The 24,728-nt window shown below is 68.5% G+C and carries 26 protein-coding genes; 11 read left to right on the top strand and 15 right to left on the bottom strand.

Features of this window, described 5'->3' with window-relative positions:
• Positions 1–108: 108 nt before the first annotated feature.
• The 9 genes from L3Q67_RS27615 to L3Q67_RS27575 all read right to left on the bottom strand — a co-directional run bounded on the left by L3Q67_RS27615 (position 109) and on the right by L3Q67_RS27575 (position 6,616).
• Positions 109–1,023 (bottom strand): GNAT family N-acetyltransferase, encoded by a 915-nt coding sequence (locus tag L3Q67_RS27615; protein WP_499184355.1) that lies wholly within the window; start codon positions 1,021–1,023, stop codon positions 109–111.
• 29 nt (positions 1,024–1,052) lie between these two features.
• On the bottom strand, positions 1,053–1,484 hold the full coding sequence (aroQ, locus tag L3Q67_RS27610; protein WP_499184354.1) for a type II 3-dehydroquinate dehydratase: 432 nt from the start codon (positions 1,482–1,484) through the stop codon (positions 1,053–1,055).
• The gene (aroB, locus tag L3Q67_RS27605; protein WP_282773199.1) at positions 1,481–2,587 is read right to left on the bottom strand and encodes a 3-dehydroquinate synthase; all 1,107 of its coding nucleotides are present in this window, start codon (positions 2,585–2,587) and stop codon (positions 1,481–1,483) included. Before aroB ends, aroQ begins: the two co-directional genes overlap by 4 nt.
• Entirely contained in the window at positions 2,587–3,132 is a 546-nt protein-coding gene (locus tag L3Q67_RS27600; RefSeq protein ID WP_499184353.1) for a shikimate kinase, read from the bottom strand. The genes aroB and L3Q67_RS27600 overlap by 1 nt, the downstream gene beginning before the upstream one ends.
• Positions 3,129–4,316, bottom strand: coding sequence for a chorismate synthase (aroC, locus tag L3Q67_RS27595; protein ID WP_499184352.1), 1,188 nt, complete (start codon positions 4,314–4,316; stop codon positions 3,129–3,131). The genes L3Q67_RS27600 and aroC overlap by 4 nt, the downstream gene beginning before the upstream one ends.
• Positions 4,317–4,381: 65 nt before the next feature.
• Positions 4,382–5,005, bottom strand: coding sequence for an A24 family peptidase (locus tag L3Q67_RS27590; protein ID WP_499184351.1), 624 nt, complete (start codon positions 5,003–5,005; stop codon positions 4,382–4,384).
• Between the two features lie 101 nt (positions 5,006–5,106).
• The gene (locus L3Q67_RS27585; RefSeq protein ID WP_499184350.1) at positions 5,107–5,733 is read right to left on the bottom strand and encodes an anti-sigma factor family protein; all 627 of its coding nucleotides are present in this window, start codon (positions 5,731–5,733) and stop codon (positions 5,107–5,109) included.
• On the bottom strand, positions 5,730–6,215 hold the full coding sequence (locus tag L3Q67_RS27580; protein WP_245369556.1) for a sigma-70 family RNA polymerase sigma factor: 486 nt from the start codon (positions 6,213–6,215) through the stop codon (positions 5,730–5,732). Before L3Q67_RS27580 ends, L3Q67_RS27585 begins: the two co-directional genes overlap by 4 nt.
• Before the next feature lie 23 nt (positions 6,216–6,238).
• Positions 6,239–6,616 carry a hypothetical protein gene (locus tag L3Q67_RS27575; protein ID WP_499184349.1) on the bottom strand — a complete coding sequence of 126 codons (378 nt, stop codon included), beginning with the start codon at positions 6,614–6,616 and terminating at the stop codon, positions 6,239–6,241.
• A 119-nt stretch (positions 6,617–6,735) separates the two neighbouring features.
• On the opposite strand from L3Q67_RS27575, the gene L3Q67_RS27570 reads away from it, so the two are divergent.
• Positions 6,736–7,152 (top strand): Rieske (2Fe-2S) protein, encoded by a 417-nt coding sequence (locus L3Q67_RS27570; RefSeq protein ID WP_499184348.1) that lies wholly within the window; start codon positions 6,736–6,738, stop codon positions 7,150–7,152.
• Between the two features lie 59 nt (positions 7,153–7,211).
• Here the strand turns inward: L3Q67_RS27570 and L3Q67_RS27565 are convergent, their stop codons facing one another.
• Together L3Q67_RS27565 and L3Q67_RS27560 are read right to left on the bottom strand one after the other, a co-directional pair.
• Positions 7,212–7,667 (bottom strand): PTS sugar transporter subunit IIA, encoded by a 456-nt coding sequence (locus tag L3Q67_RS27565; RefSeq protein WP_499184347.1) that lies wholly within the window; start codon positions 7,665–7,667, stop codon positions 7,212–7,214.
• Positions 7,664–7,900: a PTS sugar transporter subunit IIB gene (locus L3Q67_RS27560; protein ID WP_209668136.1), complete on the bottom strand. Its 237-nt coding sequence runs from the start codon at positions 7,898–7,900 to the stop codon at positions 7,664–7,666. The genes L3Q67_RS27565 and L3Q67_RS27560 overlap by 4 nt, the downstream gene beginning before the upstream one ends.
• A 226-nt stretch (positions 7,901–8,126) precedes the next feature.
• Between L3Q67_RS27560 and L3Q67_RS27555 the strand changes: the two genes are divergently transcribed.
• The 9 genes from L3Q67_RS27555 to L3Q67_RS27515 all read left to right on the top strand — a co-directional run bounded on the left by L3Q67_RS27555 (position 8,127) and on the right by L3Q67_RS27515 (position 19,445).
• Positions 8,127–8,912, top strand: a complete 786-nt coding sequence (locus L3Q67_RS27555) for a GntR family transcriptional regulator (RefSeq protein WP_209668137.1) — start codon at positions 8,127–8,129, stop codon at positions 8,910–8,912.
• Positions 8,909–10,138 (top strand): PTS transporter subunit EIIC, encoded by a 1,230-nt coding sequence (locus L3Q67_RS27550; RefSeq protein WP_282773205.1) that lies wholly within the window; start codon positions 8,909–8,911, stop codon positions 10,136–10,138. Before L3Q67_RS27555 ends, L3Q67_RS27550 begins: the two co-directional genes overlap by 4 nt.
• Before the next feature lie 42 nt (positions 10,139–10,180).
• Complete coding sequence (locus tag L3Q67_RS27545) at positions 10,181–10,447, top strand: HPr family phosphocarrier protein (RefSeq protein ID WP_209668139.1); 267 nt, start codon at positions 10,181–10,183, stop codon at positions 10,445–10,447.
• A gap of 362 nt (positions 10,448–10,809) precedes the next feature.
• On the top strand, positions 10,810–12,012 hold the full coding sequence (locus L3Q67_RS27540) for a DUF222 domain-containing protein (protein ID WP_499184346.1): 1,203 nt from the start codon (positions 10,810–10,812) through the stop codon (positions 12,010–12,012).
• A gap of 839 nt (positions 12,013–12,851) precedes the next feature.
• Positions 12,852–14,093 carry a cytochrome P450 gene (locus tag L3Q67_RS27535; RefSeq protein ID WP_499184345.1) on the top strand — a complete coding sequence of 414 codons (1,242 nt, stop codon included), beginning with the start codon at positions 12,852–12,854 and terminating at the stop codon, positions 14,091–14,093.
• 5 nt (positions 14,094–14,098) lie between these two features.
• On the top strand, positions 14,099–15,574 hold the full coding sequence (locus L3Q67_RS27530; RefSeq protein WP_499184344.1) for an FAD/NAD(P)-binding protein: 1,476 nt from the start codon (positions 14,099–14,101) through the stop codon (positions 15,572–15,574).
• Positions 15,528–17,306, top strand: coding sequence for a non-ribosomal peptide synthetase (locus tag L3Q67_RS27525; protein WP_499184343.1), 1,779 nt, complete (start codon positions 15,528–15,530; stop codon positions 17,304–17,306). The genes L3Q67_RS27530 and L3Q67_RS27525 overlap by 47 nt, the downstream gene beginning before the upstream one ends.
• Positions 17,307–17,341: 35 nt before the next feature.
• Positions 17,342–18,091: a thioesterase II family protein gene (locus tag L3Q67_RS27520; RefSeq protein WP_499184342.1), complete on the top strand. Its 750-nt coding sequence runs from the start codon at positions 17,342–17,344 to the stop codon at positions 18,089–18,091.
• A gap of 13 nt (positions 18,092–18,104) precedes the next feature.
• A complete protein-coding gene (locus tag L3Q67_RS27515; RefSeq protein ID WP_499184341.1) occupies positions 18,105–19,445 on the top strand; it encodes a cytochrome P450 family protein in 1,341 nt (446 codons plus the stop codon).
• 1 nt (position 19,446) lies between these two features.
• Here the strand turns inward: L3Q67_RS27515 and L3Q67_RS27510 are convergent, their stop codons facing one another.
• On the bottom strand, positions 19,447–20,349 hold the full coding sequence (locus tag L3Q67_RS27510; RefSeq protein WP_499184340.1) for a class I SAM-dependent methyltransferase: 903 nt from the start codon (positions 20,347–20,349) through the stop codon (positions 19,447–19,449).
• Here L3Q67_RS27510 and L3Q67_RS27505 point away from each other — a divergent pair.
• Positions 20,348–21,166, top strand: a complete 819-nt coding sequence (locus L3Q67_RS27505; RefSeq protein WP_499184339.1) for a serine hydrolase domain-containing protein — start codon at positions 20,348–20,350, stop codon at positions 21,164–21,166. The two genes, L3Q67_RS27510 and L3Q67_RS27505, sit on opposite strands and share 2 nt — an antisense overlap.
• Here the strand turns inward: L3Q67_RS27505 and L3Q67_RS27500 are convergent.
• From L3Q67_RS27500 to L3Q67_RS27490, 3 genes are all read right to left on the bottom strand, one after another.
• Positions 21,163–22,107, bottom strand: coding sequence for a D-2-hydroxyacid dehydrogenase family protein (locus L3Q67_RS27500; RefSeq protein WP_499184338.1), 945 nt, complete (start codon positions 22,105–22,107; stop codon positions 21,163–21,165). The two genes, L3Q67_RS27505 and L3Q67_RS27500, sit on opposite strands and share 4 nt — an antisense overlap.
• A 21-nt stretch (positions 22,108–22,128) precedes the next feature.
• Positions 22,129–23,334, bottom strand: a complete 1,206-nt coding sequence (locus L3Q67_RS27495) for an endonuclease/exonuclease/phosphatase family protein (RefSeq protein WP_499184337.1) — start codon at positions 23,332–23,334, stop codon at positions 22,129–22,131.
• 75 nt (positions 23,335–23,409) lie between these two features.
• Positions 23,410–24,711, bottom strand: a complete 1,302-nt coding sequence (locus tag L3Q67_RS27490; RefSeq protein ID WP_499184336.1) for a GrpB family protein — start codon at positions 24,709–24,711, stop codon at positions 23,410–23,412.
• Positions 24,712–24,728: the final 17 nt, after the last annotated feature.

The following is a 24,728-nucleotide window of genomic DNA, read 5'->3' as shown; positions in this document are numbered from 1 at the left end:
CGGGGACCTGCGGAACGTCAATCGTGCTCCCGAGCCGGTGGACACGGAGGTGTCGCCGGGCGGGGCACGGGACACTGGAACCAACTACGCACCAGTGTACGGAGAGGTTCACCCGTTCGAGTGTGGACCTGGTGGCGTGGCGACGAGTTCGACTTCGAACCCGTGAGTGTTTTCCAGGTACGCGGCGTAGTGCTGGCCCCCGCCCGCATGCGGGTACCGGTCCGCGAACAGCGGCTTCCAGCCGTGCGCCCCTGATTCTTCCGCCAACCGGTCGACCTGCCCGGGTGTGGCGACGTGCAGGGCCAAGTGGTTCAACCCGGGGTGGCATCGTTGGTGCTCCCGCGCGGTCATCGCCGGCGACTGCTCCACCACGAGGTAGGTCGAACCGCGCTTCCAGCTCACGCCCGCCGGCCACCGCTGGAACTCCCGCCAGCCCAGCTCGCCGAGCAGCCAGCCGAAACCGGCCTCCGCTTCGGCGAGGTCGGGCACCCAGAGTTCGATGTGGTGCACCTTGCCGTGCGTGTCCGGCAGCTTCACGTGGACCCGGTGCTCGGCGCCGTAGTGGACTTCGCTGCCGACGTCCAGGAAGCCCAGCCGTTGCGCCAGCTTCACGCTGGACACGTTGGCGTCGCGGATGAGCGCCCACACCGCCGGTACACCCAGTTCGACCAGCCCGTAGTCCAGCAGGCGCGCCGCGGCCTCCGTCGCCAGGCCCTTACCGCCGTGCCGCGGCTCGATGAAGTAGCCGAGTTCGGTCACATTCCCCGGCAGTTCCCAGGACGGCCGCAGGTGCGCGAGGCCGATGACCTCGCCGTCCTGCTCCAGCACCCAGTGCCCGAGTTCCGGCGGGCCGTCGTAGGACAGCCTGCGGTCGATCATCTCGCGGCACCGCGCCGGATCGGAGAAGTCCGCCTGGAAGAACCGGCTCATCTCCGGATCCGCGAAGACACGCAGCACGGCGCCGGTGTCCTCGCGGGTCAGCCCGCGCAGCGTGAGCCGTTCGCTGGTCAGTACCGGAACCACACATCCCCCCAGATGTCGTTCGAGTGGCGTCAGTCCGCCTGCTCCACCAGCCATCGTATGGCGAGGGCGTAACCGGGCACGCCGAACCCGGCCATGACCCCGGTGGCGATGTCGGAGAGGACGCTGTGGTGCCGGAACTCCTCGCGGCGGTGCACGTTCGAGATGTGCAGCTCGATCAACGGCGCCGTCAGCTGCGCGGCGGCGTCGCGGACCGCGATCGAGTAGTGGGTCCAGGCCCCCGCGTTGAGCACGACGGCCGCCCCGGCGTCCGCCGCCTCGTGCAGCCAGGTGACCATCTCGCCTTCGTGGTCGGTCTGCCGGACCTCGACCTCCACGCCCAGCGAACTCCCGGTCTTCTCGCAGAGCTGGACCAGGTCGTCATGGGTGGACGCCCCGTAAACCCCGGGTTCGCGCTTGCCGAGCCGCCCGAGGTTCGGCCCGTTGAACACGAAGACCTTCACAGCAGCACGCTCCCGCCACCGGTCTTGTCCGCGGCGACCGCCGAGTACGCCGCCGCGAGCAGCGCCGGGTCAGGCCCCTCCAGCCGGCCGGGCTTCGCCAGTCCATCCAGGACGACGAACCGCAGTACGCCGGAGCGCGTCTTCTTGTCCGTGCGCATGCCTTCGAGCAGCTGGGGCAGGGCATCCGCGTCGTACGTCGTCGGCAGACCGAGCAGTCGCAGCACAGCGGCGTGCCGATCCGCGGTCTCGTCGTCCAGCCGTCCGGCGAGTCGAGCCAGTTCAGCCGCGAACACCAGCCCGACGCTCACCGCCGCACCGTGCCGCCAGCGATACCGCTCGCGTCGTTCGATCGCGTGGCCGAGCGTGTGCCCGTAGTTGAGGATCTCCCGCAGATCCGATTCCCGCAGGTCAGCCGAGACGACGTCGGCCTTCACCTGGATCGCGCGCCGCACCAGCTCGGCGAGCACCTCGCCTTGGGTGTCCAGGGCGTCCGCCGGGCTCTGCTCGATCAGCTCGAGGATCCGCGGGTCGGCGATGAAGCCGGCCTTGACCACCTCGGCCATCCCGGCGACCAGCTCGTTGGGCGGCAGGGTCTCCAGCGTCGCCAGGTCGACCAGCACCGAGGACGGCTCGTGAAACACGCCGACGAGATTCTTGCCCGCGTCGGTATTGATACCGGTCTTCCCACCGACCGCCGCGTCCACCATGCCGAGCAGCGTGGTCGGCACGTTGACCAGCCGGACACCGCGCATCCAGGTCGCCGCGACGAACCCCGCCAGGTCGGTCACCGCGCCACCACCGAGGCCGACCACCACGCCACGCCGGTCCAGCCCGATCCGGCCGAGGACCTCCCAGCAGAACCCGGCCACCGAGAGCGCCTTGCCGTCCTCGGCGTCCGGGATTTCCACGCGGTGCGCGTCGAGACCGGCCTCGTTCAGTTCCTCGCGGATGGCCTCCGCCGTGGTGGTGAGTGTCGGCGGGTGGATCAGCGCGATCTTCGACGCGTCGCGGACGGTGTCGGTGAGCTCGCCGAGCAGGCCGCGGCCGACCACCACGTCGTAGGGTGTACCGGCCTTGACCTGGATACGGACCGGTTCGGACATCATGCTCCTCGGTTGTGCTGTGCGGCTTCGACCCCGCCGGTTTCCCCCAGCCGTGCCTCGATCGCGGTGACCACGTCGGCGGGGAGCAGTTCATCGGTGCCGATCTCGAGGGTGGCGACCTCGCGGTAGAGCGGCAGTCGCGCGTCGAGTAGCGCCTTGTAGGTCGCGCGCGGGTTCACCCCGGCGAGCAACGGTCGCGCGGACGACACCCCGGTGCGGCGCACACCCTCGGCCATGCCGACGTTCAGGAAGACCACGGTATGCCCCGCCAGCCGGCCACGGGTCACCTCCGACAGCACGGCTCCCCCGCCGACGGCCAGCACCCCGGCGTGTTCAACCAGTGCGACCGCCACCATTTCCTCTTCCAGCGCACGGAAAGCGGGCTCGCCGTCGTCGGTGAAGATATCGGAAATGGACTTGCCGGCGCGGTCGACGATGTCGTCGTCGGTGTCCCTGAACGCGACCCCGAGCCGCGTCGCCAACAGGCGCCCGACGGTGCTCTTGCCCGACCCCGGCGGACCCACGACGATCGCGCGCGGACTCACCAGCGCTCCTCGAGCGCCCGCAGGTAACCATCGGCGTTGCGCTTGCTCTCGATCAGCGAGTCGCCGCCGAACTTCTCCAGCGCCGCGTCGGCGAGCACCAAAGCCACAACGGATTCGAGCACCACACCCGCCCGCGGCACCGCACACACGTCCGAGCGCTGGTGGATGGCGACAGCCGGTTCACCGGTCGTGACGTCCACAGTGGACAAAGCCTTGGGCACGGTGGAGATCGGCTTCATCGCGACGCGCACCCGCAGCGGCTCGCCGTTGGTGATGCCACCCTCGAGCCCGCCCGCCCGGTTCGACCGCCGGGTCACACCGACTGGACCGGTGCCGCGATCGATCTCGTCGTGCGCCTGACTCCCCCACCGCTTGGCGGTCGTGAAGCCGTCGCCGACCTCCACGCCTTTCATCGCCTGCACGCCCATCAGCGCACCGGCGAGCCGCGCGTCCAGCCGTCGATCCCAGTGCACGTGGGAACCCAGGCCCGGCGGCAGCCCGTAGGCGATCACCTCGATCACGCCGCCGACCGTGTCACCGGCCTTCCGCACGGCCTCCACCTCGGCGACCATCGCCTCGGTGCCCTCCGCGCTGAACGCCCGCACCGGGCTTTCGTCGATCGCGGCCAGATCCCCGGGTCCGGGCAGCGGCCCGTCCGGCGCCTCGGCACCACCGATCGACACCACGTGGCTGATGATTTCGACGCCGAGCAACTGCCGCAGGTACGCCCGCGCGACCGTGCCGAGCGCGGTGCGCGAAGCGGTCTCCCGTGCGCTCGCCCGCTCCAGCACGGGACGCGCCTCGGGGAAGCCGTACTTCTGCATGCCAGGCAGGTCCGCGTGGCCGGGCCGCGGGCGGGTCAGCGGCTCGTTGCGGGCGAGGCCCTCGAGTTCAGCCGGGTCGACCGGATCGGCCGACATCACCTTCTCCCACTTGGGCCATTCGGCGTTCTCGATCTGCACGGCGACCGGGCCACCCTGGGTGAGTCCGTGCCGGACTCCGCCCAGGAACTCGATGCGGTCCTTCTCGAAACCCATCCTGGGGCTCCGGCCGAACCCGAGTCGCCGGCGAGCCAGCTGTTCGGTCACGTCGGCGGTGGTGACCTCGACTCCGGCCACCATGCCCTCGAGCACGGCGGCCAAGGCGGGCCCGTGCGATTCACCTGCGGTCATCCAGCGCAACACGCCACGATCCTGTCACGCCCGTGACCTGCCCCGGCGCACACCCTCCACGCGCACCGGGCGTGGTCTCACAGACCGGGAAACACCGCCACCAACGAGGTCGCGGCCAGCAGCCCCGGCCCGTGGGGAATGCCGTCGTCCCAGGTCGGCGAGCCGCGGATGCGCGCGAGCAGCCCCAGCGTCGCGGTCACCAGCGCCGCCACGGTGGCCGCCAGCAACATCGCCATCCAGCCGACCGCGCCCAGAACCAGTCCGAGCGAGCCGGTCAGCTTGACGTCGCCGGCGCCGAGTGCGTGCGGAATCACCCGATGGATCGCCACGTGCAACCCGCCGAACACCAGCGCACCCAGGAGCGCTCGCCACAGCAGTTCCGGCCCGCCCTCGATCGACGCCCACAAGAGCGCGGCCCCGAAGAGCGGGTAAGCGGGCAACGTCAGCGCGTCCGGCAATCGTCGTTCACTCAGGTCGACCACGGACAGCGGAACCGCGACCGTGACCACCGCCAACGGCACGGGCAGCCACCACGACGGCGCGCTGAGCCAGCCGACCACTGGCCACAACAGGGCGAGGACGGCGACGGTGCGCCAGCCGGGCAGCCGTACCGGCGGCATGGTGCGGCGCAGCGCCCAACGACCGGCGAGCCCAGCGAACCAGCCGGTGAGAACGGAACAGGGGAAGAAGAACCAAGGCACGTCGACAGCTTCGGATGAGCTTCGTGGGCCTGGCAAATGAGGAGGGGTGCCTACGGAACAGCGCCTCGGGCAAACCGACGCGAACGGGCCGTCGGCGTGGTTCAGGGCTCCCAGCGCAGCAGCGGCTTGCCCGCCGTCGTGCGGATTTCCAGCGCGGCGATCTCGGTGCGGTGCCAAGTGGTGGCGACGGAGATCTGCGCGGTGTCGTCGGGGATGGCCCGCCAGCTCGCGAGTTCGTCGACCTGGCCTTCACGGTTGACCGCGACCAGCAGGTAGTCCCCCACCTTGCCGCCGTCGTAGCTGCACTTCATGTCGACCCGGGAGCCGCCGGGCACTTCCTTGACCTGTGCGACCGCTTCGACCGGGAATTCGCCGAGCGCGACCATCGCGCTGCCCGGTTCCTCCTGCGCGGTCAGCGGGAACGCCACCGCCACGACCAGCGCCGCGGCCGCCACGAGCGCCCCGGCGGTCGTCCACCGTCGACGCAGCCGGACCCGGCGCACCCGCCGCATCAACGACGGCCGCAATCCGCGCGGCTCGTGCGCCACCGGGTTCAACGCGTCGGCCGGCACCTGGGACAGCAGTCCTGGCAACCCCGCCAGCTCCCGGACCGCGCGAGCGCAGTCCCGGCACACCTCCAGGTGCGCTTCGAACGCGTAGCGGTCCTCCGGGGTGAGCGCGCCGAGCACGTAGGCCGCGTCGTAAGACGCGAAGGGGTCATCGGTCATCGCACGACCCCCTTCTCCTCCAGTGCCATCTTCAACGCCCTGAGCGCATAATGCGTCCTCGACTTGACCGTGCCTTCGGCGACCCCCAATCGCCTCGCCGCGTCGGCTACCGAGAATCCCTGAAAGAAGCAGAGCACGAGCACTTCGCGATGCCGGTCGGACAACTGCCCGAGCGCCTCCGCGACCAGCCACCCCTGCAACGCGCGTTCGGTGTCGTCGGGTACGGGCTGTTCCGGGGGTGCGTCGGTGGTGACTTCGGATCGGGAAGCCGCCGAGCGCCAGTCGTCGATGGCGATCCGGCGCGCCACGGTGAACAGCCAGGCGCGCGCCGAGCCCTGCGACTGGTCGAGCACACGAGGGTGTTTCCAAGCCCGTAACAGCGTTTCCTGCACGACGTCCTCGGCGCGGGCGGTGTTGCCGCCGGTGAGGCTCAATGCGTATGACCAGAGCGCGGCCGCGTGATCGGAGTGCAGCGCACGCATCAACTCGTCTTCAGGCGCGTCCTTCACACTCGGGCGCCATCCCGGTCGCGCATCGCGAGCGCCGCGAGGCCGAACACCACGCAGGCGCCCTCGGCGACGGCGGCCCACACCTGGGACGAGCCCCAGAACAGCTCGTTCTTCATGCCGAACAGCCCGACGGTCGTCGAGAGGAAGAAGGCGCCGAGGGTCAACGCCCCGTACCCGGCGGCCGCCAGCAGTGGCAGCCAGTGGTGCCAGAACAGCACGGCGAGCGCGAGCACGCCGCCGGCCACCACGTTGGCCATGAACAGCGGGCCGATCATGTCGATATCGCGGTACCCCAGCTGCCAGAGGTCGAAGTGGATCCACGCGGAGCCCAGCAACCCCGCGACGACCAGCAACCGTAACGCCCATGTGACCATGGCCGACTCCCTGCGCGCGTGTGGAAGGACACTACTTCCACCACACGGGCGCGACACCCCGTTGGTTCAGTCGGCGGACCGATTTTGAACCGAATCGGTACTTACGTCGTGTCACTGGCATGACTGCCGAACAACACACCCGCCGCACCGTCCTGGTCACCGGAGCCGCCGTCGCCGGCGCGGCCGCCGGCACAGTCGCGCTCACGGCCTGCGGAACGGACGATCCCCCATCCTCCGCCGCCGGTGGCGGGGCGCTCGTCGCGCTGGCCGACATCCCGGTCGGCGAGGCGAAAGCCGTCAAATCAGGTGATCAGGAGATCATCGTCGCCCGGCCGACCGACGCGACCGCGGTCGCGTTCAGCGCGGTGTGCACGCACCAGGGCTGCGCGGTCAAGGCCGAGGGCAAGGACCTCACCTGCCCGTGCCACGGCTCGGTGTTCGACGCCCTCACCGGAGCGGTCCGCCAAGGCCCCGCGGACACCCCGCTGCCCCCGGTCGCGGTGAAGGTGGAGAACGGCCAGGTCCTCAGCGCCTGAACCGGGCGCGGCCCCGGGAGTCCTGAGCCCGGCTCCCGGGGCCGTCCGCCGTTCTCGGTTCAGTCGTTCCAGGTGAACAGTGCGTCGCCCTCGGTGACCTCGGCACCGGTGGACAGCGACGCGAGCGCCTCCGCCTGTGCGTCCAGTGCGACCACCGGGACCACGGCGGAGTAGCCGGCGGCCGTGACCGCATCGGGGTCCCAGCTGATCAGCGGCTGGCCCGCACGCACGGACTCGCCCTTGACCACGTGCAGGGTGAAGCCCTCGCCCTTCTGCTGCACCGTGTCGATGCCCAGGTGGACCAGCACACCGCGGCCGTCCGCGGTGGAGACCACGAACGCGTGCGGATGCAGCGTGACCACCGTGCCGTCGACCGGGGAGACCGCGTCGGCACGACCGCCGGACGGCTGCACCGCGATGCCCGGGCCCACCATCGCCTGCGCGAAGACCTGGTCGGGCACCTCGCTCATCGGCACCGTGCGCCCGGCCACCGGGCTCAGGATCTCCAGGCTCACATCAGGTCCTGGATGTCGCTGGCGATCGTGTCCGCTTCCGGGCCCACGATGACCTGGACCACCGAGCCCATCTTCACCACGCCCATCGCGCCTGCCTTCTTCAGCGCGGGCTCGTCGATGACCGAGCCGTCTTCCAGCTCGCAGCGAAGACGGGTGATGCAGCCTTCGATCTCGATCACGTTGTCCGCGCCGCCGAGCGCCGCGAGGATCTTTTCCGGCCTGTCGTCCGCCACCGGTGACCTCCTGAAATCCGGGCCTGGCGCATTCGCGCCAGGCACAACTACGCCGATCGCCGGTACCGGCGCCGATCACGAGCACGAACTCGTAACGGCGGTTGACACCCGATCAGTCAGCGGAGCATTCTGCCCCATCAATGAATGGTCTAGACCGGAACGTACCAATCTTCGGGGTCTGGTGCGAGCACCAGGGCCCCGAAGTCGGCGGAAGGAGGTGGAGGACATGAGCGCTGCCGCGTTCCCCTCCCGGCCCGACCGCGTGGTGGACGGTCCGACACCGAAACACGCGCAGCTGCGGGAGATCCTGCGGCACGCGGTCGAGCGGGAGCTGCCACCCGGCTCCCCCATCCCGTCCGAACGCGAGCTGGCGGAGCGCTACCAGGTTTCGCGGCTCACGGTCCGGTCGGCGATCGGCAAGCTGGTCGAGGAAGGGCTGCTGTCCAGGGTGCGCGGCAAGGGCACGTTCACCGCCAGCCGCCGCATGGAACTGCAGCTCTACCTCATGTCGTTCACCGACGACATGCGCCGCCGTGGCCTCGAACCGACCACCGAGGTCCTCGGCACCACCACCGAGGTCCCGCCCGCGGCGACCGCGAACGCGCTCGGCCTCGCCGAGGGCGCCACGGCGCTGCGGCTCAAGCGGCTGCGCCGCGCCGACGGGATACCGCTGGCCGTGGAACGCGGCTGGTACCACCCCGTCAAGGTGGCGGGGTTGTTCGACTTGGACCTCACCCGGTCGCTGTATGCGCAGCTGGCCGAGCAAGACATCCGCCTCGACCACGCCTGGCAAACCGTCTGGGCCGAGTCGGCGGACAAGGAAACCGCACGGCTGCTCGGTATCCGTACCGGCAGTCCGCTGCTCGTCTTCCGCCGCGTCTCCAGCATGGCCGGAGCACCGGTGGAGGACATGACTTCCTGGTACCGGGGAGATCACTACCAGGTGACTATGCAGTTGGACCGGAGTTCCCCGGATTCCGGTAACCCCGCCAAACATGGAGGTACCCGATGAGCGCCACCACAACGGGGGCGAAGGGTAGGGGGCTGGCCGGTCTGCAGCGGTTCGGCCGCAGCCTGATGCTCCCGATCGCGACCCTGCCGGCCGCCGGCCTGTTGCTCCGGCTGGGTCAGGACGACCTGCTCGGCAAGGACGGTCTTGGCTGGAACAAGGTCGCCGCCGTGCTCAGCGCCGCCGGCGGTGGCCTGCTCGACTGGCTGCCGTTGCTGTTCGCCGTGGGCATCGCGGTGGGCTTCGCCCGCAAGGGTGACGGCTCCACCGGCGTCGCCGCCGTCGTCGGCTTCGTCGTGTTCAACAAGGTCGTCCAGGTGTTCGCACCGATCAACGAGATGGAGGGCTTCAAGGAGGGCTGGTTCCTCGCCCCGGTCAAGTGGCCGTACTCGGTCCTTTCCGGTGTGATCGTCGGTCTGGTCACCGCGGTGCTGTGGCAGCGGTTCCACCGCATCAAGCTGCCCACCTACCTGGCCTTCTTCGGCGGCCGCCGGTTCGTGCCGATCATCAACTCGCTGGTCCTGCTGCTGCTCGGCGTGGTCTTCGGCCTGATCTTCCCGGTGATCGACGCCGGCATGCAGAACCTCGGCGAAGCGGTCACCAGCAGCGACGTGGTCGGTGGCGGCATCTACGGCCTGCTCAACCGCCTGCTCATCCCGATCGGCCTGCACCAGCTGATCAACGTGCCGGTGTGGTTCATCTTCGACGGCGGTGACCTGACCAAGTTCCTCGACGGTGACCCGACCGCGGGTGCGTTCATGACCGGGTTCTTCCCGATCTTCATGTTCGCGCTGCCCGCCGCCGCGCTGGCAATCTGGCAGACCGCGAAGCCGTCGCAGAAGAAGGTCGTCGGCGGTGTGATGGTGGCCGCCGCGTTCACCTCCTTCCTCACCGGCGTGACCGAGCCGATCGAGTTCGCGTTCATGTTCGTGGCCTGGCCGCTGTACCTCATTCACGCGGTCCTGACCGGTATCTCGCTGGCGCTGGTCAACGCACTGGACATCCACCTCGGGTTCTCGTTCTCCGCGGGTGCCATCGACTTCGCACTGAACTCGACACACCCCGCGGCGAGTTCGAACGTCTGGCTGCTCATCCCGATCGGCCTGGTCTACGCCGTGATCTACTACTTCCTGTTCCGTTTCGTCATCGTGAAGTGGAACCTGCGGACGCCGGGCCGCGAGGAAGACGACTCGATCGAGGCCGATCTCGACGCCACGGCCGCGAAGTAAGCACAACCCGAAAACCCAGCACCACAAGGAAAGGACGGCTCAATGCCGGAGCGACGTGTCAAGGTGGCGAGCAAGGTGGGCCTGCACGCCCGACCGGCCGCGCTGGTCGCCAAGGCCGCGGCGGCCCAGCCGGTAGCGGTCAGCATCGCCAAGGACGGCGGCACGCCCGTCCCGGCGGGAAGTGTGCTCAGCCTCATGACGCTGGGTGCCGCCCACGGTGACGAAGTGGTGATCACCGCGGAGGGCGAAGGCGCGGAAGCCGCGATCGACGCAGTGGCCGAACTGATCGAGAGCGACCTCGACGCGTAGCGGCAGAGCCGAAAAAGCCGCCCCGGGGGCATGTCCCAGGGGCGGCTTTTTCGTGCGTCCATCGCTCATCGGGCGGCATTCATCCCGCCCTCCATCACAGTCAGCAACACCGGGCAGCGGTCCCGTCTTCCGGCACTATCCGGACTTACGCGAACGGTCGTCTCGATCACCTTCTTCCGGCCCCCTCGCGTCGCCCCTCGTCTCATCACGAGCGCCTGACCTGGTGAGTTCTCACGCTCCCCCGCGGCGACAGAGCCTCCGGCCGTCCCACCGTAACCGCCACCCACGACAGTCCCAGTGCATCGGTCGGCCGCCACGATCGTGTGCTTCGAAACGGCGGTCCAGCCGGTTAGCGTCAAGCCATGGAAACCACACCCACGAAGCCTTCCGAGCTTCACCAGGTCATCACCGAACTCCAACACAACGAAAAGGAGATCTCCCGCCTGCACGCACGCAGAATGAAGCTGGTAGCCGAGTTCTGCCGAAGATCCGAGGTCCGGCGTGGCCTCCCCGAACAGCTCGCCATGGCCCTGTCGATGACCAAGCACCGGGCCGCGGCCACCATCGCCACAGCCGAGACACTGACCGGGCACCTGCCCAAGACCTTCACACTGCTGGAAAAGGGCAGCATTCCGCTGACCGTCGCCGAACGCGTCCGGGACGCCGCCTCTTGGCTTCCTGAAAGCAAGTTGCCCGAGGTCGACAACTTGCTGGAACACACTCTCGAGGGCCGGAACCCGACACAAGCCAGGCGCGTCGCGAACCGGGTGGTCGCCAAGGTCGACCTGGAGGGGCACGCCGATCGCGCCAGGGGCAACCGCGGAGGTCGCCGGGTGCGCCTTCGGCACGGCAACGCCGGGACGGCATCACTGGCCGTCAATTCCGCGCCGGTCGAGCACACCGTCGCCGCCTTCGCCAACATCGACCGACTGGCTCGCCAGCTGAAGACTGCCGGCGAAGCCCGCACTTTGGACCAGCTCCGCGCGGACACGACGCTCGATCTGCTGATGGGCAAGCAACTCGGTAGCGAACTCCATGCCCATTGCTATCTCTATCTGGATGCGATGACCTACGCCGGACTCAACGACAAGCCCGCGGAACTGGCCGGGCACGGCGTCATCCCCGCTTGGCTCGCGCGAGAGCTCTGCAGCGGGCGGAAGACCGTGTTCCAGCGGATCATCACCGAGCCCCGGACCGGGCAGCTGGCCGAGGTGAGCGAGGCTGGTTACAGCGCCACAGACAAGGTCGCTGAACTGGTCCAGGTGCGCGACCGCGAATGCCGACGTCCCGGGTGCACCAGGCCCGCCAGCCCGACCGAGGTCGAACTCTGCGACCACCACGACGGCAAGCCCAGCAGCGGACAAGTCGGACTGTGCTTGGCCGACCACCACCTTCAGGCGGTCCCCGGGTGGCACCACGGCCTTGCCGCCGACGGCACGTTCACCGTCACCACGCCCGCCGGCAAGACTCACACGAGCACGCCAGAGCCACTGCACGAGCCCCGCACCACAGATGGCGCTTCCCCCACCGGAAGTGGAAGGCCACCTCACTGCCGCTGCGCGTGACGTATGACCGGTCGAAGTCACAGCACACTGCCAGGGCGACCACTTCAGCGGGCTTCGATCCACGGTTCGAACAATGGCGAACCAGACGAGACAAAAGTGTGCGCCAGATGCACAAGTTTCCGCCGCATCTCGATGAACGCACCTTCATTCGCCATCAAGGGGCAAACGGCCGCCCAGTGACTCGACAACACAACGAACGCCCGACGGACACAGGGAACGATTCTGACCTCACCGCACACCCGATTCGACGCCCTCCTTTGTGACGAATGGCGGCATAACGCGCGGCCGACCGCATCAACCGCGTCCGATCGCCGAACGACCTGCGTTCATTCGGTGGATGCGCCGAACCTGGAGACGGGCGGACACTGAGAACAGTCAAGGGCGATGTCGTCCTGCCTGTCGCATGAGTCCCCACCCACGACGCCCAGCACCGGACACGGAAGGAGACCGCCCACAGCAAGCCTCACTCCCCTGCACCGACCCGGCGACCGACGCCACCGCCGGTCTCTTGCTGAATTTCCAGCACGAACAAGCGAACGGTCGCAAGCAGAACAAGGCAAGCAGGCAAAGGCGGCACTCCCTTCACCGATAATTCATCGAAGCTCCGCTCACACATTCGCTCGTGCAACTTCGAGCAAGCGCAGGTAACACTGTTGGCATGAGGCAAGTAACGCACTACAATCAAGCACCGTCGGCGGATCAATGCCTTGTTCGACCGCCACCTCAGCGCCGTACGACAATTCATTCTTCGCGGCCACCCGGGTGCTTTCGGGGATTTTCGACGTGACCCAGGGCTGTTATGCCCACGATTGACGTCCTCCCCGCGGAAGGAGCGTTCGTTGTCCTCGTGCAACGTGGTCGGCGGCCATCCGTCGACTCCAGCCCACGACAAGACGCAGGCAACTTGTCCGAAGGATCTCAGTGTCTACAACCTCATGCTCCGTCCCGGCGAGGCGCGGGAACTCCTGACCGCGCTGGCAGCTCGTGGACCGGTGCACTGGGATCCATACGTGTCCGCGTGGCTGGTGTGCGGAGTGGACGAAGTACCACTGGTCCTGGCGGACGAGCGATTTTCCTCGAAACGGCTCAACACCAACCACGAACTCGGCCTCCAGGACACCAGCGGATCCACAATGGATGCCGTCGTCGTACGCATGATGCTGCTGAAGGACGGGCACGAGCACCTGCGCCTGAAGAAGGTCGCACGGGCGGTACTCGCTCCACAGCGGATTCGAGCCCTCGAGCCGTGGATGCGCGAACTCGCCGCCGAATTGCTTCCGTTGGACCAACCCCGGGATTTCGACTTCCTGCAGGTGGCCAAGGCGTTCCCCTTGCACGTGCTGGGCAGGTTGCTCGGCATCGCGGAGTCCGACTTGGACATGGTCCTCGCCGGGTCCGATGCGATCACCGCCATAGTCAGCGGACTGGATCACACGGTCGACCCCGACGTGCATCGTCGCGCTCGAACACTCTACGAGTACGCGCTGCGGCTGGTGCGTGAACGACGGGAAGTGCCTGGTGACGACGGCGCCAGTGCGCTTGTGCGCGCAGCCGACCAGGAAGGGCTCGAGGACGAGGAAACCGCAGCCAATCTCGTCATGCTCATCGCGTCCGGACACCAGACCATGCCGGGGTTCCTGTCCATCTCACTGCATGACGCGCTGAGAGCCGATACCCCTGCGGCCTTCGAGATGAACGCCGCGCTTGCCAAGATCACGCCCTCTCGCTTCGTCGGCCGGGTCGCCACCGAAGACGCCGAGGTCGGCGGGTGTCGCATCCGGGCCGGCGACAAGGTCCTCGTGCTGCTCGCCGCAGCCAATTGGCAACTGCCGCCATCCGGAAAGGGGATGCGCCGCCATCTGGCCTTCGGGCACGGACGCCACCGGTGTGCGGGCGCCGCGATGGCGGAACTCGAAGGCGAAGTGATGTTCGAGCGGATGGCCGAGGCGATGCGGGCGGGCATCCACCTGACCGGCGAGGATCCCGAATGGAATGGGGACGCGAACCTCCCTTCGCTGACGAAACTCCCACTCAGGCTCGACGCACCGGCCAAGGCGAACTCGTCGCCATCCGGAAGGTGAGCGTTGTGCGTATCGGGATAGTCGGCGCCGGCGCCGCCGGGGCCAGCGTGCTGGACATGGTCGTACGAGGCCTTGACAAGCCCACAGCCGGGGCGAACGGTCACGAAGTCACGGTTTTCGATCCGAGCATGCGATTCGGGCCTGGACGCGCCTACCACCCAGGGAGCGAGAAGGCCCTGCTCAACCTGCCGGCCCGGATGATGTCGGTACGGCCGGACGAACCCGAGCACTTTGTGGACTGGCTGGGAAAACAGGGTCACGACTCCACGGCGGGCGAGGAGTTCCTGCCGCGTAGCGACTACGCACGCTATCTCGAAGACGTGGTCACGTCCGCGGTGACGACCGGTCGACTACGCGACGTTCGGACCACACTGGTCGGCGATCGGGTCGTTTCTCTCGCTCGAGAGTCCGATGTGTTCAGTTTGCACACGTCCGCTGCGGATGAGTACCTGTTCGACGCCGTGTTGCTGTGTCCCGGAACGGCAGGGCCGATGGACATCTACGGACTGACTGACCGGCCGGGCTTTGTCTCGGAGCCGTATCCACTCGACAAAACGGTGTCACGGATCGGACCCGACCAAACAGTAGCCGTCCTGGGCACTGGGCTCACCGCGATCGATGTCGTCCTGGAGTTGGCCGCTTCGGGGCACCGAGGGCGAATACTGGCCGTCTCGCGAAGTGGCTATCTGCCGGGCGTGCGGTACCCGGGGGCTGGCCCGGCGCTGGTCACGACCAATGAAGACACGGTCATCGACCTCGCCAGGACACGCGGATACCTATCCTCGCTGGACATTTTTCGCCTACTGCGAGCGGAGTTCCGCGCCCACCAGGTGCCCATATCGGACTTGTGGCGGGAGATCAGCGGCGGCGAGGCGCCGGAGAAGCGGTTTCTACGTCACGTTGACGAAGCCCAGGACAACCCGCGATGGCACATGCTGCTCGTCGCGGTGGCCCGTCACCTTGTCGACAAGGTGTGGCCACTCTTCGACGAAGACACCAGGGTCGCTTTCCTCCGCGAATGGCATGGCATCTGCGGGAGGCTGTGCGCCCCGATGCCCCAGCGATCCGCTGAGGAACTGGCCGCTCTCCTGCACGCTGGGCAACTTCGCCTAGTCGGCGGCATCGAGAACGTGGTCGCCGATGAGGACGGGTTTCTGGTCCAGGCGGGGTCGCAGCAGTACTTCGCGGACCATGTCGTCAACTCGGTACGCCCCCGGGTGCCCGTTCTCCCACGCGGCGCCGAGCAGCTGATCGATTCGATGGTCCAGAACGGACTGGCCACGCCTCATCCATTCGGCGGCATTCGCATCGACATGAACTCCGGGCTCGTGCGTGGTGCTGCCGGTTCGACTGTTCCCGGCCTCTACGCACTCGGCGAGCTGACGGTCGGCGAACGTTACGTGGAAACAACCATTCTCGGCGCCATCACCCGGCGTGCGCAGCAAGCGGTCCGGCACCTCCTCGACCGCGACCGGCCTTGAGACAGGAGCGATCATGAAATCGTGCGTCGGCGTAGCCGGCCGGACGGTAGGCGAACTGATCGAACAGCGGATCCGCGCGCAAGGCGAGCGGCCTTGCGTGTCCGCCGTGGACGGTGAGTTGAACTACGCGCAGTTCGACGCCGCTGTCGATGAGATCGTCACCCAGCTCGCCGGGCGGAATGTGGTTCAGGGGGAGCTGGTCGCGGTCGAGATACCGCGGTCGGCTTTGAGCCTCGCGGCCACGTTCGCCGTGTGGCGGGCTGGGGGCGCGTTGCTGCTGGTCGAACCGACGTTACCCGAGCTTCGGCGGGCCGAGTTGAAACTGGACGCGAGAGTACGGCTCGTCATCTCCGCTGCCGGCAGCTCGGAAGCCGGCACGTTCACCACAGGCGTCCAGATCGTCGAGGAAGGTGAGTGGCATTGTCCGCCGGAAGTTGATCCGGTGGAGCTGGCGTACGTCGTCTACACGTCTGGGTCGACGGGGAAACCGAAAGGGATCCTCGGCCGCCATTCGTCACTGTTGCCCATAGTCCGAACGGCGAAGCGGCACTTCGGCTGGCAGGCGGACGATCGGGTTGCCATGCTCGCGCCGCAACACGTCGAAGCGGCGATCTTCGAGGTGGTCGCGGCGCTCGGGCTCGGCGCGCAGCTGTGTATCCCCACCGAGCGCCAGCGTCTGCCCGGGCCGGACTTCGATCGATTCCTCCGTGAGCAGCAGGTGAGCGCGCTGGTCGCAACTCCCTCGCGGTTGCAGCAGATGGACCCGGACCACTTCCCCGCTCTTAGGGCAATCGTTTGCGGCGGCGAGGAACTGCCGCCGGACGTCGCACGGAATTGGGCGCGTGGGCGCCTCCTCGTGAACAGCTACGGCGTGTCGGAGGCGACGATCGCGAGCACCTACATCGAGATCGACTCGGACGCCACGCAGCGAGTGTCGATCGGGCGGCCGTGCGACGGTACCGAGATCGCCGTGCTCGACGAGGCGTTGCGCCCAGTACCCGATGGCACACCTGGCGAGCTGTTCATCGGCGGTTCCGGGGTCACTTTGGGCTACTTGGGTCGACCGGAGTTGACCGCGGAGCGGTTCGTGGAGGTCGACGGCCAGCGCATGTACCGGACCGGCGATCGTGGGGTGCGCGAGTCCGACGGGCTGTTCTACTTCCTCGGCCGCACCGACGACCAGGTGCAGATCGGCGGCTTCCGCGTCGAACTCGGCGAGGTGCGCTCGGTCCTGCGGGGACACGCCGCGGTGCGCGACTGCGCAGTGCGGGAGGACGCTGGGCGACTGGCGGCATTTGTAGTGGCGGACGGCCCAAGCGGAATCGATGCGTCGGTTTTACGCGAGTGGTTGGCCGAGCGCCTGCCCTCATACATGGTGCCGACCATGTTCATCCCGGTTGACGAACTGCCGTTGACCTCCTGGGGCAAGGTCGACTATGCGGCTCTGCGCATTCCGGACAGGTTCGGCGCGCGGAACGGCGACGGCGGCAGTCTCAGCGGAACGCAGGCAGCTCTGGGCGAGATCGCCGCCGATCTGCTCGGTTTGGAGCGGTTCGATTCGGCGGACCTGGAGGCGGACCTGTTCCTGCTCGGCATGACGTCCTCGCTGATCACGCGGTTCGTCCGGCGGGTGGCCGTCGACCTTGGTGCCGAGTTGAGCCCGGTCGACGTGTTCCAGTCTCCGACTGTCGCCGAGCTCGCCGGTGTGGTCGACGGCAACGGGGACAGTTGATGTCTCCTGGCCAAGAGGGACCGTGGTTCCCTCAGATGAACCGGCGGGCGCGGCCCCGGGTGCGGCTGGTCTGCATCGGCGCGGCCGGCACGGGCGCCTCGCAGTTCGCCTCGTGGTCGGCGGCGTTGCCCGAGTCGATCGAGGTCTGGCCGGCGTTGTTGCCCGGGCGCGAACGTCGGATTCGCGAGGAACCCCTGCGCCGAATCGACCGGATCGCGGACGAGCTGACCGCGGAACTGGTCAGGCGGGCTGAACCAGGTGAACCGCGCTGGGCGTTCTTCGGGCACAGCTTCGGCGCGCTGGTCGGCTTCGAAGTGGCGCGGAAACTGCTCGACGCAGCGGATGCCCAGGTGGATGGGCTGATCGCGTGCTCGATGCCGCCACCTCACCGGCAGGCGGATCGACTGCCGGTGGCGTCCGATGGCGATGCCGAGCTGCTCGATTGGGTACGCGCATCCGGCGGCGTGGACGAGGTGCTGCTTGATGACCCGCGGTTCGCCCGGTGGCTGGCCGGTGATCTGCGAGCGACGCTGGCATGCCGCCGGTCGTACCAGGTGGACCGGCCGGTTCCGCTGGATTGCCCGGTGCTGGTCGCGGCGGGTGCCGGGGACCCGGAGGTGACCGAGGACGACCTCGAGCAGTGGCGGTATTGCACGAACGCCGACTTCGAGCGGGTCACGGTCGGGCATGGGCACTTCTTCCTGCGAAGTCATCAGCAGGCGATCCTCGAGCTGATCGCCGATCGGCTCACACGGTGGCGTTCCGCACGGTCCAGCAGCATCTGAAAGGGAACGGTTCATGACGCGAGAAGGCGCACGACCGCCGATGGCGCCGGGTCGTCGTCCAGTGGTCGGGCACGCGCTGCGGCTGTTCCGCCGACCTCTCGAGTTCGTCGACCAGCAGCGAGCCTGTGGCGAGGTGGTGTCGTTTCGCCTCGGGCGGGAGCCGGCGTTTCTGGTGAACAGTCCTGCCACGGTGCGCGAGCTGCTCGTCGAGCACAACCAGGTGACCAAGAACGGCGTGCTCTTCGAGAAGCTCAAGGTGCTCGGCGGCGACGGGATCGGCAGTTCGTGGGGCGAACCGCACCGGCAGCGGCGGCGCATGATCGCGCCGCTGTTCACCCACGAGCGCGTCACCGGGTATGCCGGCACGATGCGGGCGGCGGCCGAGGAACAGACGTCGAACTGGGTGGACGGCGCACCGCTCGAGCTGGGCCGCGAGCTGAACGAAATCGCCGCGGCGATCCTCGTCCGGTGCATGTTCGCCTCGGACGCCGGCAGCGAGGCGGCGCGCGAGGCAGCCCGCTGGTTGCCGATCGTGTTCCGTGGCGTGGGCAAGCGCGCCTACGCGCCGACCGGCCTGCTGTACGCGCTTCCGACCCGGTCCAACCGGTTGTACACGGAGGCGGGCAAGCGGGTGCACGCGCTGATCGACGAGGTCATCGCGGTCTACCGAGCGGAGGGCACGGCGGGGCGCGACATGCTGTCGGCACTGCTCCGGGCCCGCGACCCGGAGACCGGCGAGGTGCTCACCGTCCAGCAGGTCCACGACGAGGTCATGACCATGTTCTTCGTCGGCACGGAAGTCTCGTCGGCGGCGCTCGGCTGGCTGTTCTTCCAGTTGGACCGGCACCCCGAGATCGCGGATCGCGTGTGCGGCGAGATCGACGATGTGCTCGGCGATCGGCCGGTCGAGTTCGACGACCTGCCGAAGCTCCAGTACGTCGCACGGGTTGTGCACGAAACGCTGCGGCTGTACCCGCCGGGCTGGCTGTTCCCGCGCATTCCGACGGTGGACATCGAGGTGGGCGGCTATACGATCCCGGCCGGGGCGAACGTGTTCTACAGCCCGTACGTGCTGCACCGGGACCCCCGGCTGTTCCCGGAACCCGAGCGGTTCGACCCCGACCGGTGGCTGCCCGAGCGCGCCGGCCAGGTGCCACGGGGGGCGTTCATCCCGTATGGGGAGGGCGTCCGGGTGTGCATGGGCGGGTCGTTCGCGGCGGCGGAAATGCTGATCGTGCTGGCCGTGATTCTGCGGCGGTGGCGGCTGCCGCTGCAGGCGGGGGCGCGGGTGCGGCCGGTCGCGTCGACCACGTTGCACCCTGATCGACTGCCGGTGGTGGCCCGGCGGCGCTGAGTCAGCGCCTGCGCGCGACGACGGCGTAGTGACCGGACCGCTCGGGGTCGGCCGCTGGTGGACCACCCAGTTCGGGGTGCCACTTCGCGGTGAGCACCACTCCCGGTTCGACTGGTTCGAGGTCACCCAGAAGAGCGGTGACTTGTTCGGCGGAGCGCAGGGTGATCGGCGCCGCGGTTTCGGCGAAATACCGCACCGCTGCCGCCATTTCGACTTCCATGTTCTGCGCAGTGAAGTGTGTCATCGCGAGAAGACTTCCGGGAGCGAGAGCGCTCATATAACGTGAGATCAATCCGGCGGGATTCCCGGAATCGGGAATGTACTGGACCACGCCGAGCAGGAAGAGCGCGACCGGTCGGTTGAAATCGAGCAACGAACGGGTTTCGGCCTGCGTGATGACCGCCGCGGTGTCGCGGAGGTCGGTGCGCAGGATGGTCGCGTTCGGATTGCCCGCCAGCAGGATCTCGCTGTGTGCCACGGCGATGGGGTCCTGGTCGACGTAGACCACCCGGCAGACCGGGTCTAGCTCCTGCGCGATTTCGTGCACGTTGCCCGAGGACGGGATGCCGGAACCGAGGTCGAGGAACTGCCGCACGCCGGCTTGCACGCAGAACCGGACGGCCCGGCGCAGGAAATGGCGGTTGAGCCGGGCCATCTCGCGGAATGGGCCCACCTCGGCGAGGCGCTCGGCCACCGCGCGATCCGCCGGGAAGTTCAGTTCGCCGCCGAGCATGTAGTCATACACCCGGGCCAGAGCGGGTTTGCCGACATCGACACCGGCTGACGCCCAATCGACGGAATCCACCATTCGCCGCACCCTTTCACCAGTCGGCCGCAGGAATTCTAGGATGACGCGGAGGGCACTCAATAGGCCATTCGGCGGCTGATTGTAGGGTGGGCTCATGGAGAGCTTGCGGTTGATCGACCAGTGGCCGGTGGACAACGCGGCCGCGGCGGTGGTGCGCGCCGACGGCACCGTGGCCGGCCGGCACGGCGACCCCAGCCGGGAGTTCGCCCTGGCCTCGGTCACCAAACCGCTCACCGCCTACGCGGCGCTGATCGCGATCGAGGAGGGCGTCGTCGAGCTGGACACGCCTGCCGGTCCACCTGGTTCGACCGTCCGGCACCTGCTCGCGCACACCTCCGGTCTGGCCTTCGACGCGCACAAGCCGATGGCCGAGCCGGGCAACCGCCGACTCTATTCGAACGCCGGATTCGAGCAGCTCACCGACGCACTGACCGAGCATTCGGGCATCGCGTTCGCGACCTACCTGTCCCAGGCTTTGCTGGAGCCGCTGGAGATGGCGGGCACGCGGCTCGAGGGCTCGCCGGCCGCGGGCGCGGTGTCGACCGTGGACGACCTGGTCCGGTTCGCCGCGGAGCTCCAGCAGCCGAAGCTGCTCGACCCCTCGACCGTCGCGGAGGCGACGTCCGTGGTCTTCCCCGGGTTGACCGGGGTGCTGCCCGGCTTCGGACACCAGAAGCCCAACGACTGGGGACTCGGCTTCGAGATCCGCGACCACAAGAGCCCGCACTGGACGGGTTCGACCAGCTCGCCCCGGACCTTCGGCCACTTCGGCCAGTCCGGCACGTTCCTCTGGGTCGACCCGGACGCCCAAGCCGCGTGTGTCGCACTGGCTGACCGCGCCTTCGGGCCGTGGGCGGCCGAAGCGTGGCCGCCGTTCACCGACGCCGTGCTCGCGGAACTGCGCGAGGGCTAGGGCTCCATCACGCGGATCGGGCTGCCGGCCTGGTAGGCGGCGATGTCCTCGACCGCGTCGCCGTAGAAGACCTGGTAGACCTCGCGCGTCACGTAGCCGATGTGCGGGGTGAGCACCGCGTTGTCGAGTTCGCGGATCGGGTGGTCGGCAGCCAGGGGTTCCTCGTCGTAGACGTCGATCGCGGCGGCCCGGACCGTCTTACGGCGGAGTGCGTCGAGCAGGGCGTCCTGGTCGACGATCGGGCCGCGCGAGGTGTTCACCAGCAGCGCGGACGGCTTCATCAGGGCGAACTCGTCCGCGCTGACCAGGCCGCGTGAGCGGTCGCTGAGCACCAGGTGCACCGACAGCACGTCCGACTGGTTGAACAGTTCCGCCTTGGTCACCGCGGTGACCCCGTGCTCGGCGGCCCGCTCCCGGGTCAGGTTCTGGCTCCAGGCGATGGTCTCCATTCCGAACGCCTGGCCGATCCGCGCCACCCGCGCGCCGAGCCTGCCCAGGCCGAGCAGACCGAGTGTCTTGCCGTGCAACCCGGTGCCCACGGTCCGCTGCCAGCCGCCGTCACGCATCGACTGGAACTCGGTCGGCAGGTTCCGCGTGGCGGCGAGGATCAGGGCCCAGGTGTGCTCGGCCGTCGGGTACGCGATGTACCCGGTGGACGAGACCACTACGCCGAGCCGATTCGCCGCGGCCACGTCGATCGCCGCGTTCCGGTGGCCGGTGCTCACCAGGAGCTTCAGGTCGGGCAGCCTGGACAGCAGCGCCTCGTCGAAGCGGGTGCGCTCGCGCATCGCCACCACCACCTCGAAGCCGGCCAGCCGCCGGACCAGTTCCTCGTGGTCGCCGATGTACTCGGTGAACACCTCGATCTCCGCCCCGAGCGAGTCCCAGTCGGCGAAGCTCAGGGCGACGTTCTGGTAGTCGTCCAGGATGGCGATCTTCATGCCGGTCAGGCTAACCCCCGCTCAGAGCCACCGGGGCACCAGCACGTCGACCCGCACCAGGTGGTGGTCCGAGACGTCGTTGAGCCTGGCGAGCGGCGACCCGGGCAAGGGCCAGAACACCTCCGCGCGCCACGGGACCAGCCCGTGCGACGGCAGCACGTAGTCGACGCGGAGATTGCCGGGCGTGTTGTCCGCGAAGTCACCGGTGTCGAAGAAGGCAGGACCTCGGTGCGTGGTGTTCGCGCCGCCTTGCTCACGGGAGGCTGTCACTCCGCCGAGGCTGCCCGGGTGCGGGTCGATCACGCGCGGCGCCCGCAGCAGTCGCTCGATTCCGCCGTCGATGCCGTCGCCGTCGTACTGGTCGGCGTTGTTGTCCCCGGCGACGACGAACCGGTCGCGCGCGCTGAGCCCGCCGCGACCACCACGGTCGTCGTAGATGTACTCGCTCTTGCCGGGCGTGAGGTAGTCCGCCCAGAAGCGGACCTCGTCGTGGTTCTTCGTGCCGTTGCGGTCTTCCGGCCCGTCGAACACCGGTGGCGTCGGGTGGGAGACCAGGAAGTGCACGTCCGAGCCGCCGACCTGGATCGGCAGGTCCCAGTGGGACTTCGAGGACAGGCGCAGCACGTCGAGGATCTCCGGGGAGTACCAGTCCGCCTCAGCCGGTGTCGCCGGGTCGTCCGGGAGCAACGCGCCCGGCATGTCGGCCCAGCGGAAGTGCTGGAACGTCCGGACGGCGGCGGTGTCGATCGGGTACTTGGACAGCACGAGCATGCCGTACTGGCCTTCGAACACGCCGAAGCCGTGCGCGTCGTTCCCGCCTCCGACCTGGCCGTCTCGGTCCAGGTCGAACCCGGTGGACACGCCGGTGTTGACCGGCGCGGTGAACGCGTGGGGGTAGTCGATCGGCGCGGCGCCGTTCTGGCCTACGCCGAGGTAGTTCTGCCGGAACAGGTTCGCCGCGGCGTTGCCCGGCACGTAGTCGAACTCGTTGACCAGCAGCACGTCCGGGCGGTTGCGCTGGATGACCTCGGCGGCCTCGCGGGCCTGCGCGTTGTCCGGGGTGGACAGGTCGGCGACCAGTTGCCCGGCCTGTGCGCGGTTGAGCGAGGCGTTGAACGTGGCGAACCGGACGCTCGGGGCCGCCGGCGTCGCGACTGCCGGTGTGGTGGCGGCGACCAGCGCGGTCACCGCCACCACGGACGTCAGGAACCACCTGGATCGCTGCATTGGTCCACCTCCCGGGTCGGCGTCACCCTAGGCGATCCCGAACGGGTGAAACAGTTCCCGGGAGGTGAACAGTGACTACGCGTGCGGTGCGAGCGCGCGAAAGTAGAGGAACCGCGGTGTCGTGGTCAGCGAGGCGTAGGCACGCGGCGAAATCTCCCGGCACTCCGGCAGCGGCATCGGCTCGTCGATGACGTCCACGGTGAACCCGGCTTCGCGGAGCGCGCCGAAGGTCTGGCTGAGCGGGCGGCGGTAGAACCGCACGTCGACCTCCCGGCCGCCGAGCGCGAACTGGTCGGTCACCTGCTCCCGCCGGAAGTAGTCCGGCCGGTCGAACCAGTGCCAGTCCTCGGGGTGGTGCACGGACAGCACCAGCGCCCCGCCCGGTCGCAGCACGCGGCGGAGTTCGGCGAGCACCGGTCCCCAATCCTCGAGGTAGTGCAGCACCAGCGAGGCGGTGACCAGGTCGAAGGTGCCGTCGGCGAAGTCCAGCGGTGCGGTCAGATCGCCCTGCTGGAACCGGGCGCGGTCGCCGAACTCGCGTTTCGCCACGTCGACCAGCGCCGGACTGCCGTCCAGGCCGACCACGTCGGCGCCGCGATCGGCGAGTGCGGCGGTCAGGTGCCCGGCCGCGCAGCCGATGTCGAGCACCTTGCGTCCGTCCAGTTCGCCGGACAGCGCCAGGATCGCGGGACGGTCGTACAGCTCCTGGTACGGGTTGTGCCGGGCGTGCTCGGCGTAGTCCGCGGCGAAGCCGTCGTACTGGTCGGGCTCCATGGGCGGCGCCGGGTCGCGGCGTGACACCGGTTGCCCGAGGGCGCGGCTCATGATCTCGTCGACCACGTCGTTCTTGGCGTCGGCGTAGTTTTGGATGTACTTCCACTTCCGGGCGGCGAGGTTCCGTTTGGTCGCCGCGTAGAGGTCGCGGTCTTCCTGGTTGGACCGCAGGCGGTCGCGGAAGACCCGGTACCGCTCGATCTCCTTGGTGTCGGGTGAATAGACGTGCAGGTTGATGTTCGTGTCCGGCCCTTTGAACGCGCGGTGCTTCTCCCAGTCCGGTTCACGGATGGTCAGCACGTAACCGGCGGCTTCCAGACGCGGCACGTACGCGTCCTCGTCGTCGGAGTCGGGCACCACGAGCAGGATGTCGATGATCGGCTTGGCGCAGAGCCCGGGCACCGAGGTCGAGCCCACGTGCTCCATCAGCACGACGGTGTCCCCCAGGACCTGTCTGATGCGGGCGGCCTCGCGTTCGTGCAGGGCGGGCCATCCGGGGTCGTAGTCGGCGAGCGTCACCGTCGAGTTGAGCACGGGCGGCTTGCCGACCCAGGCGGTTTCCACGTCGGAATCGGAATACTTCTCGCGATCCGGTTTCGGCATGACTGGCTTGTTCCTTC

This window comes from Saccharothrix sp. AJ9571, from assembly GCF_021725495.1.
GTDB classification, from domain to species: Bacteria; Actinomycetota; Actinomycetes; order Mycobacteriales; family Pseudonocardiaceae; genus Amycolatopsis; species Amycolatopsis magusensis.
The sequence above is the reverse complement of the archived record's forward strand: the minus strand, read 5'-3'. Positions and strand labels throughout refer to the sequence as shown.

Bases quoted from the DNA above. Each gene is read 5' to 3' on its own strand.
- L3Q67_RS27500 (WP_499184338.1), bottom strand. From the start codon at position 22,107: ATGAAGATCGCCATCCTGGACGACTACCAGAACGTCGCCCTGAGCTTC.
- L3Q67_RS27490 (WP_499184336.1), bottom strand. From the start codon at position 24,711: ATGCCGAAACCGGATCGCGAGAAGTATTCCGATTCCGACGTGGAAACC.
- L3Q67_RS27585 (WP_499184350.1), bottom strand. From the start codon at position 5,733: ATGACCGATGACCCCTTCGCGTCTTACGACGCGGCCTACGTGCTCGGC.
- L3Q67_RS27570 (WP_499184348.1), top strand. From the start codon at position 6,736: ATGACTGCCGAACAACACACCCGCCGCACCGTCCTGGTCACCGGAGCC.
- L3Q67_RS27510 (WP_499184340.1), bottom strand. From the start codon at position 20,349: ATGAGCCCACCCTACAATCAGCCGCCGAATGGCCTATTGAGTGCCCTC.
- aroB (WP_282773199.1), bottom strand. From the start codon at position 2,587: ATGTCCGAACCGGTCCGTATCCAGGTCAAGGCCGGTACACCCTACGAC.
- L3Q67_RS27545 (WP_209668139.1), top strand. From the start codon at position 10,181: ATGCCGGAGCGACGTGTCAAGGTGGCGAGCAAGGTGGGCCTGCACGCC.
- L3Q67_RS27520 (WP_499184342.1), top strand. From the start codon at position 17,342: ATGAACCGGCGGGCGCGGCCCCGGGTGCGGCTGGTCTGCATCGGCGCG.
- L3Q67_RS27505 (WP_499184339.1), top strand. From the start codon at position 20,348: ATGGAGAGCTTGCGGTTGATCGACCAGTGGCCGGTGGACAACGCGGCC.
- L3Q67_RS27515 (WP_499184341.1), top strand. From the start codon at position 18,105: ATGACGCGAGAAGGCGCACGACCGCCGATGGCGCCGGGTCGTCGTCCA.
- L3Q67_RS27580 (WP_245369556.1), bottom strand. From the start codon at position 6,215: ATGCGTGCGCTGCACTCCGATCACGCGGCCGCGCTCTGGTCATACGCA.
- L3Q67_RS27555 (WP_209668137.1), top strand. From the start codon at position 8,127: ATGAGCGCTGCCGCGTTCCCCTCCCGGCCCGACCGCGTGGTGGACGGT.
- L3Q67_RS27550 (WP_282773205.1), top strand. From the start codon at position 8,909: ATGAGCGCCACCACAACGGGGGCGAAGGGTAGGGGGCTGGCCGGTCTG.
- L3Q67_RS27495 (WP_499184337.1), bottom strand. From the start codon at position 23,334: ATGCAGCGATCCAGGTGGTTCCTGACGTCCGTGGTGGCGGTGACCGCG.
- L3Q67_RS27540 (WP_499184346.1), top strand. From the start codon at position 10,810: ATGGAAACCACACCCACGAAGCCTTCCGAGCTTCACCAGGTCATCACC.
- L3Q67_RS27575 (WP_499184349.1), bottom strand. From the start codon at position 6,616: ATGGTCACATGGGCGTTACGGTTGCTGGTCGTCGCGGGGTTGCTGGGC.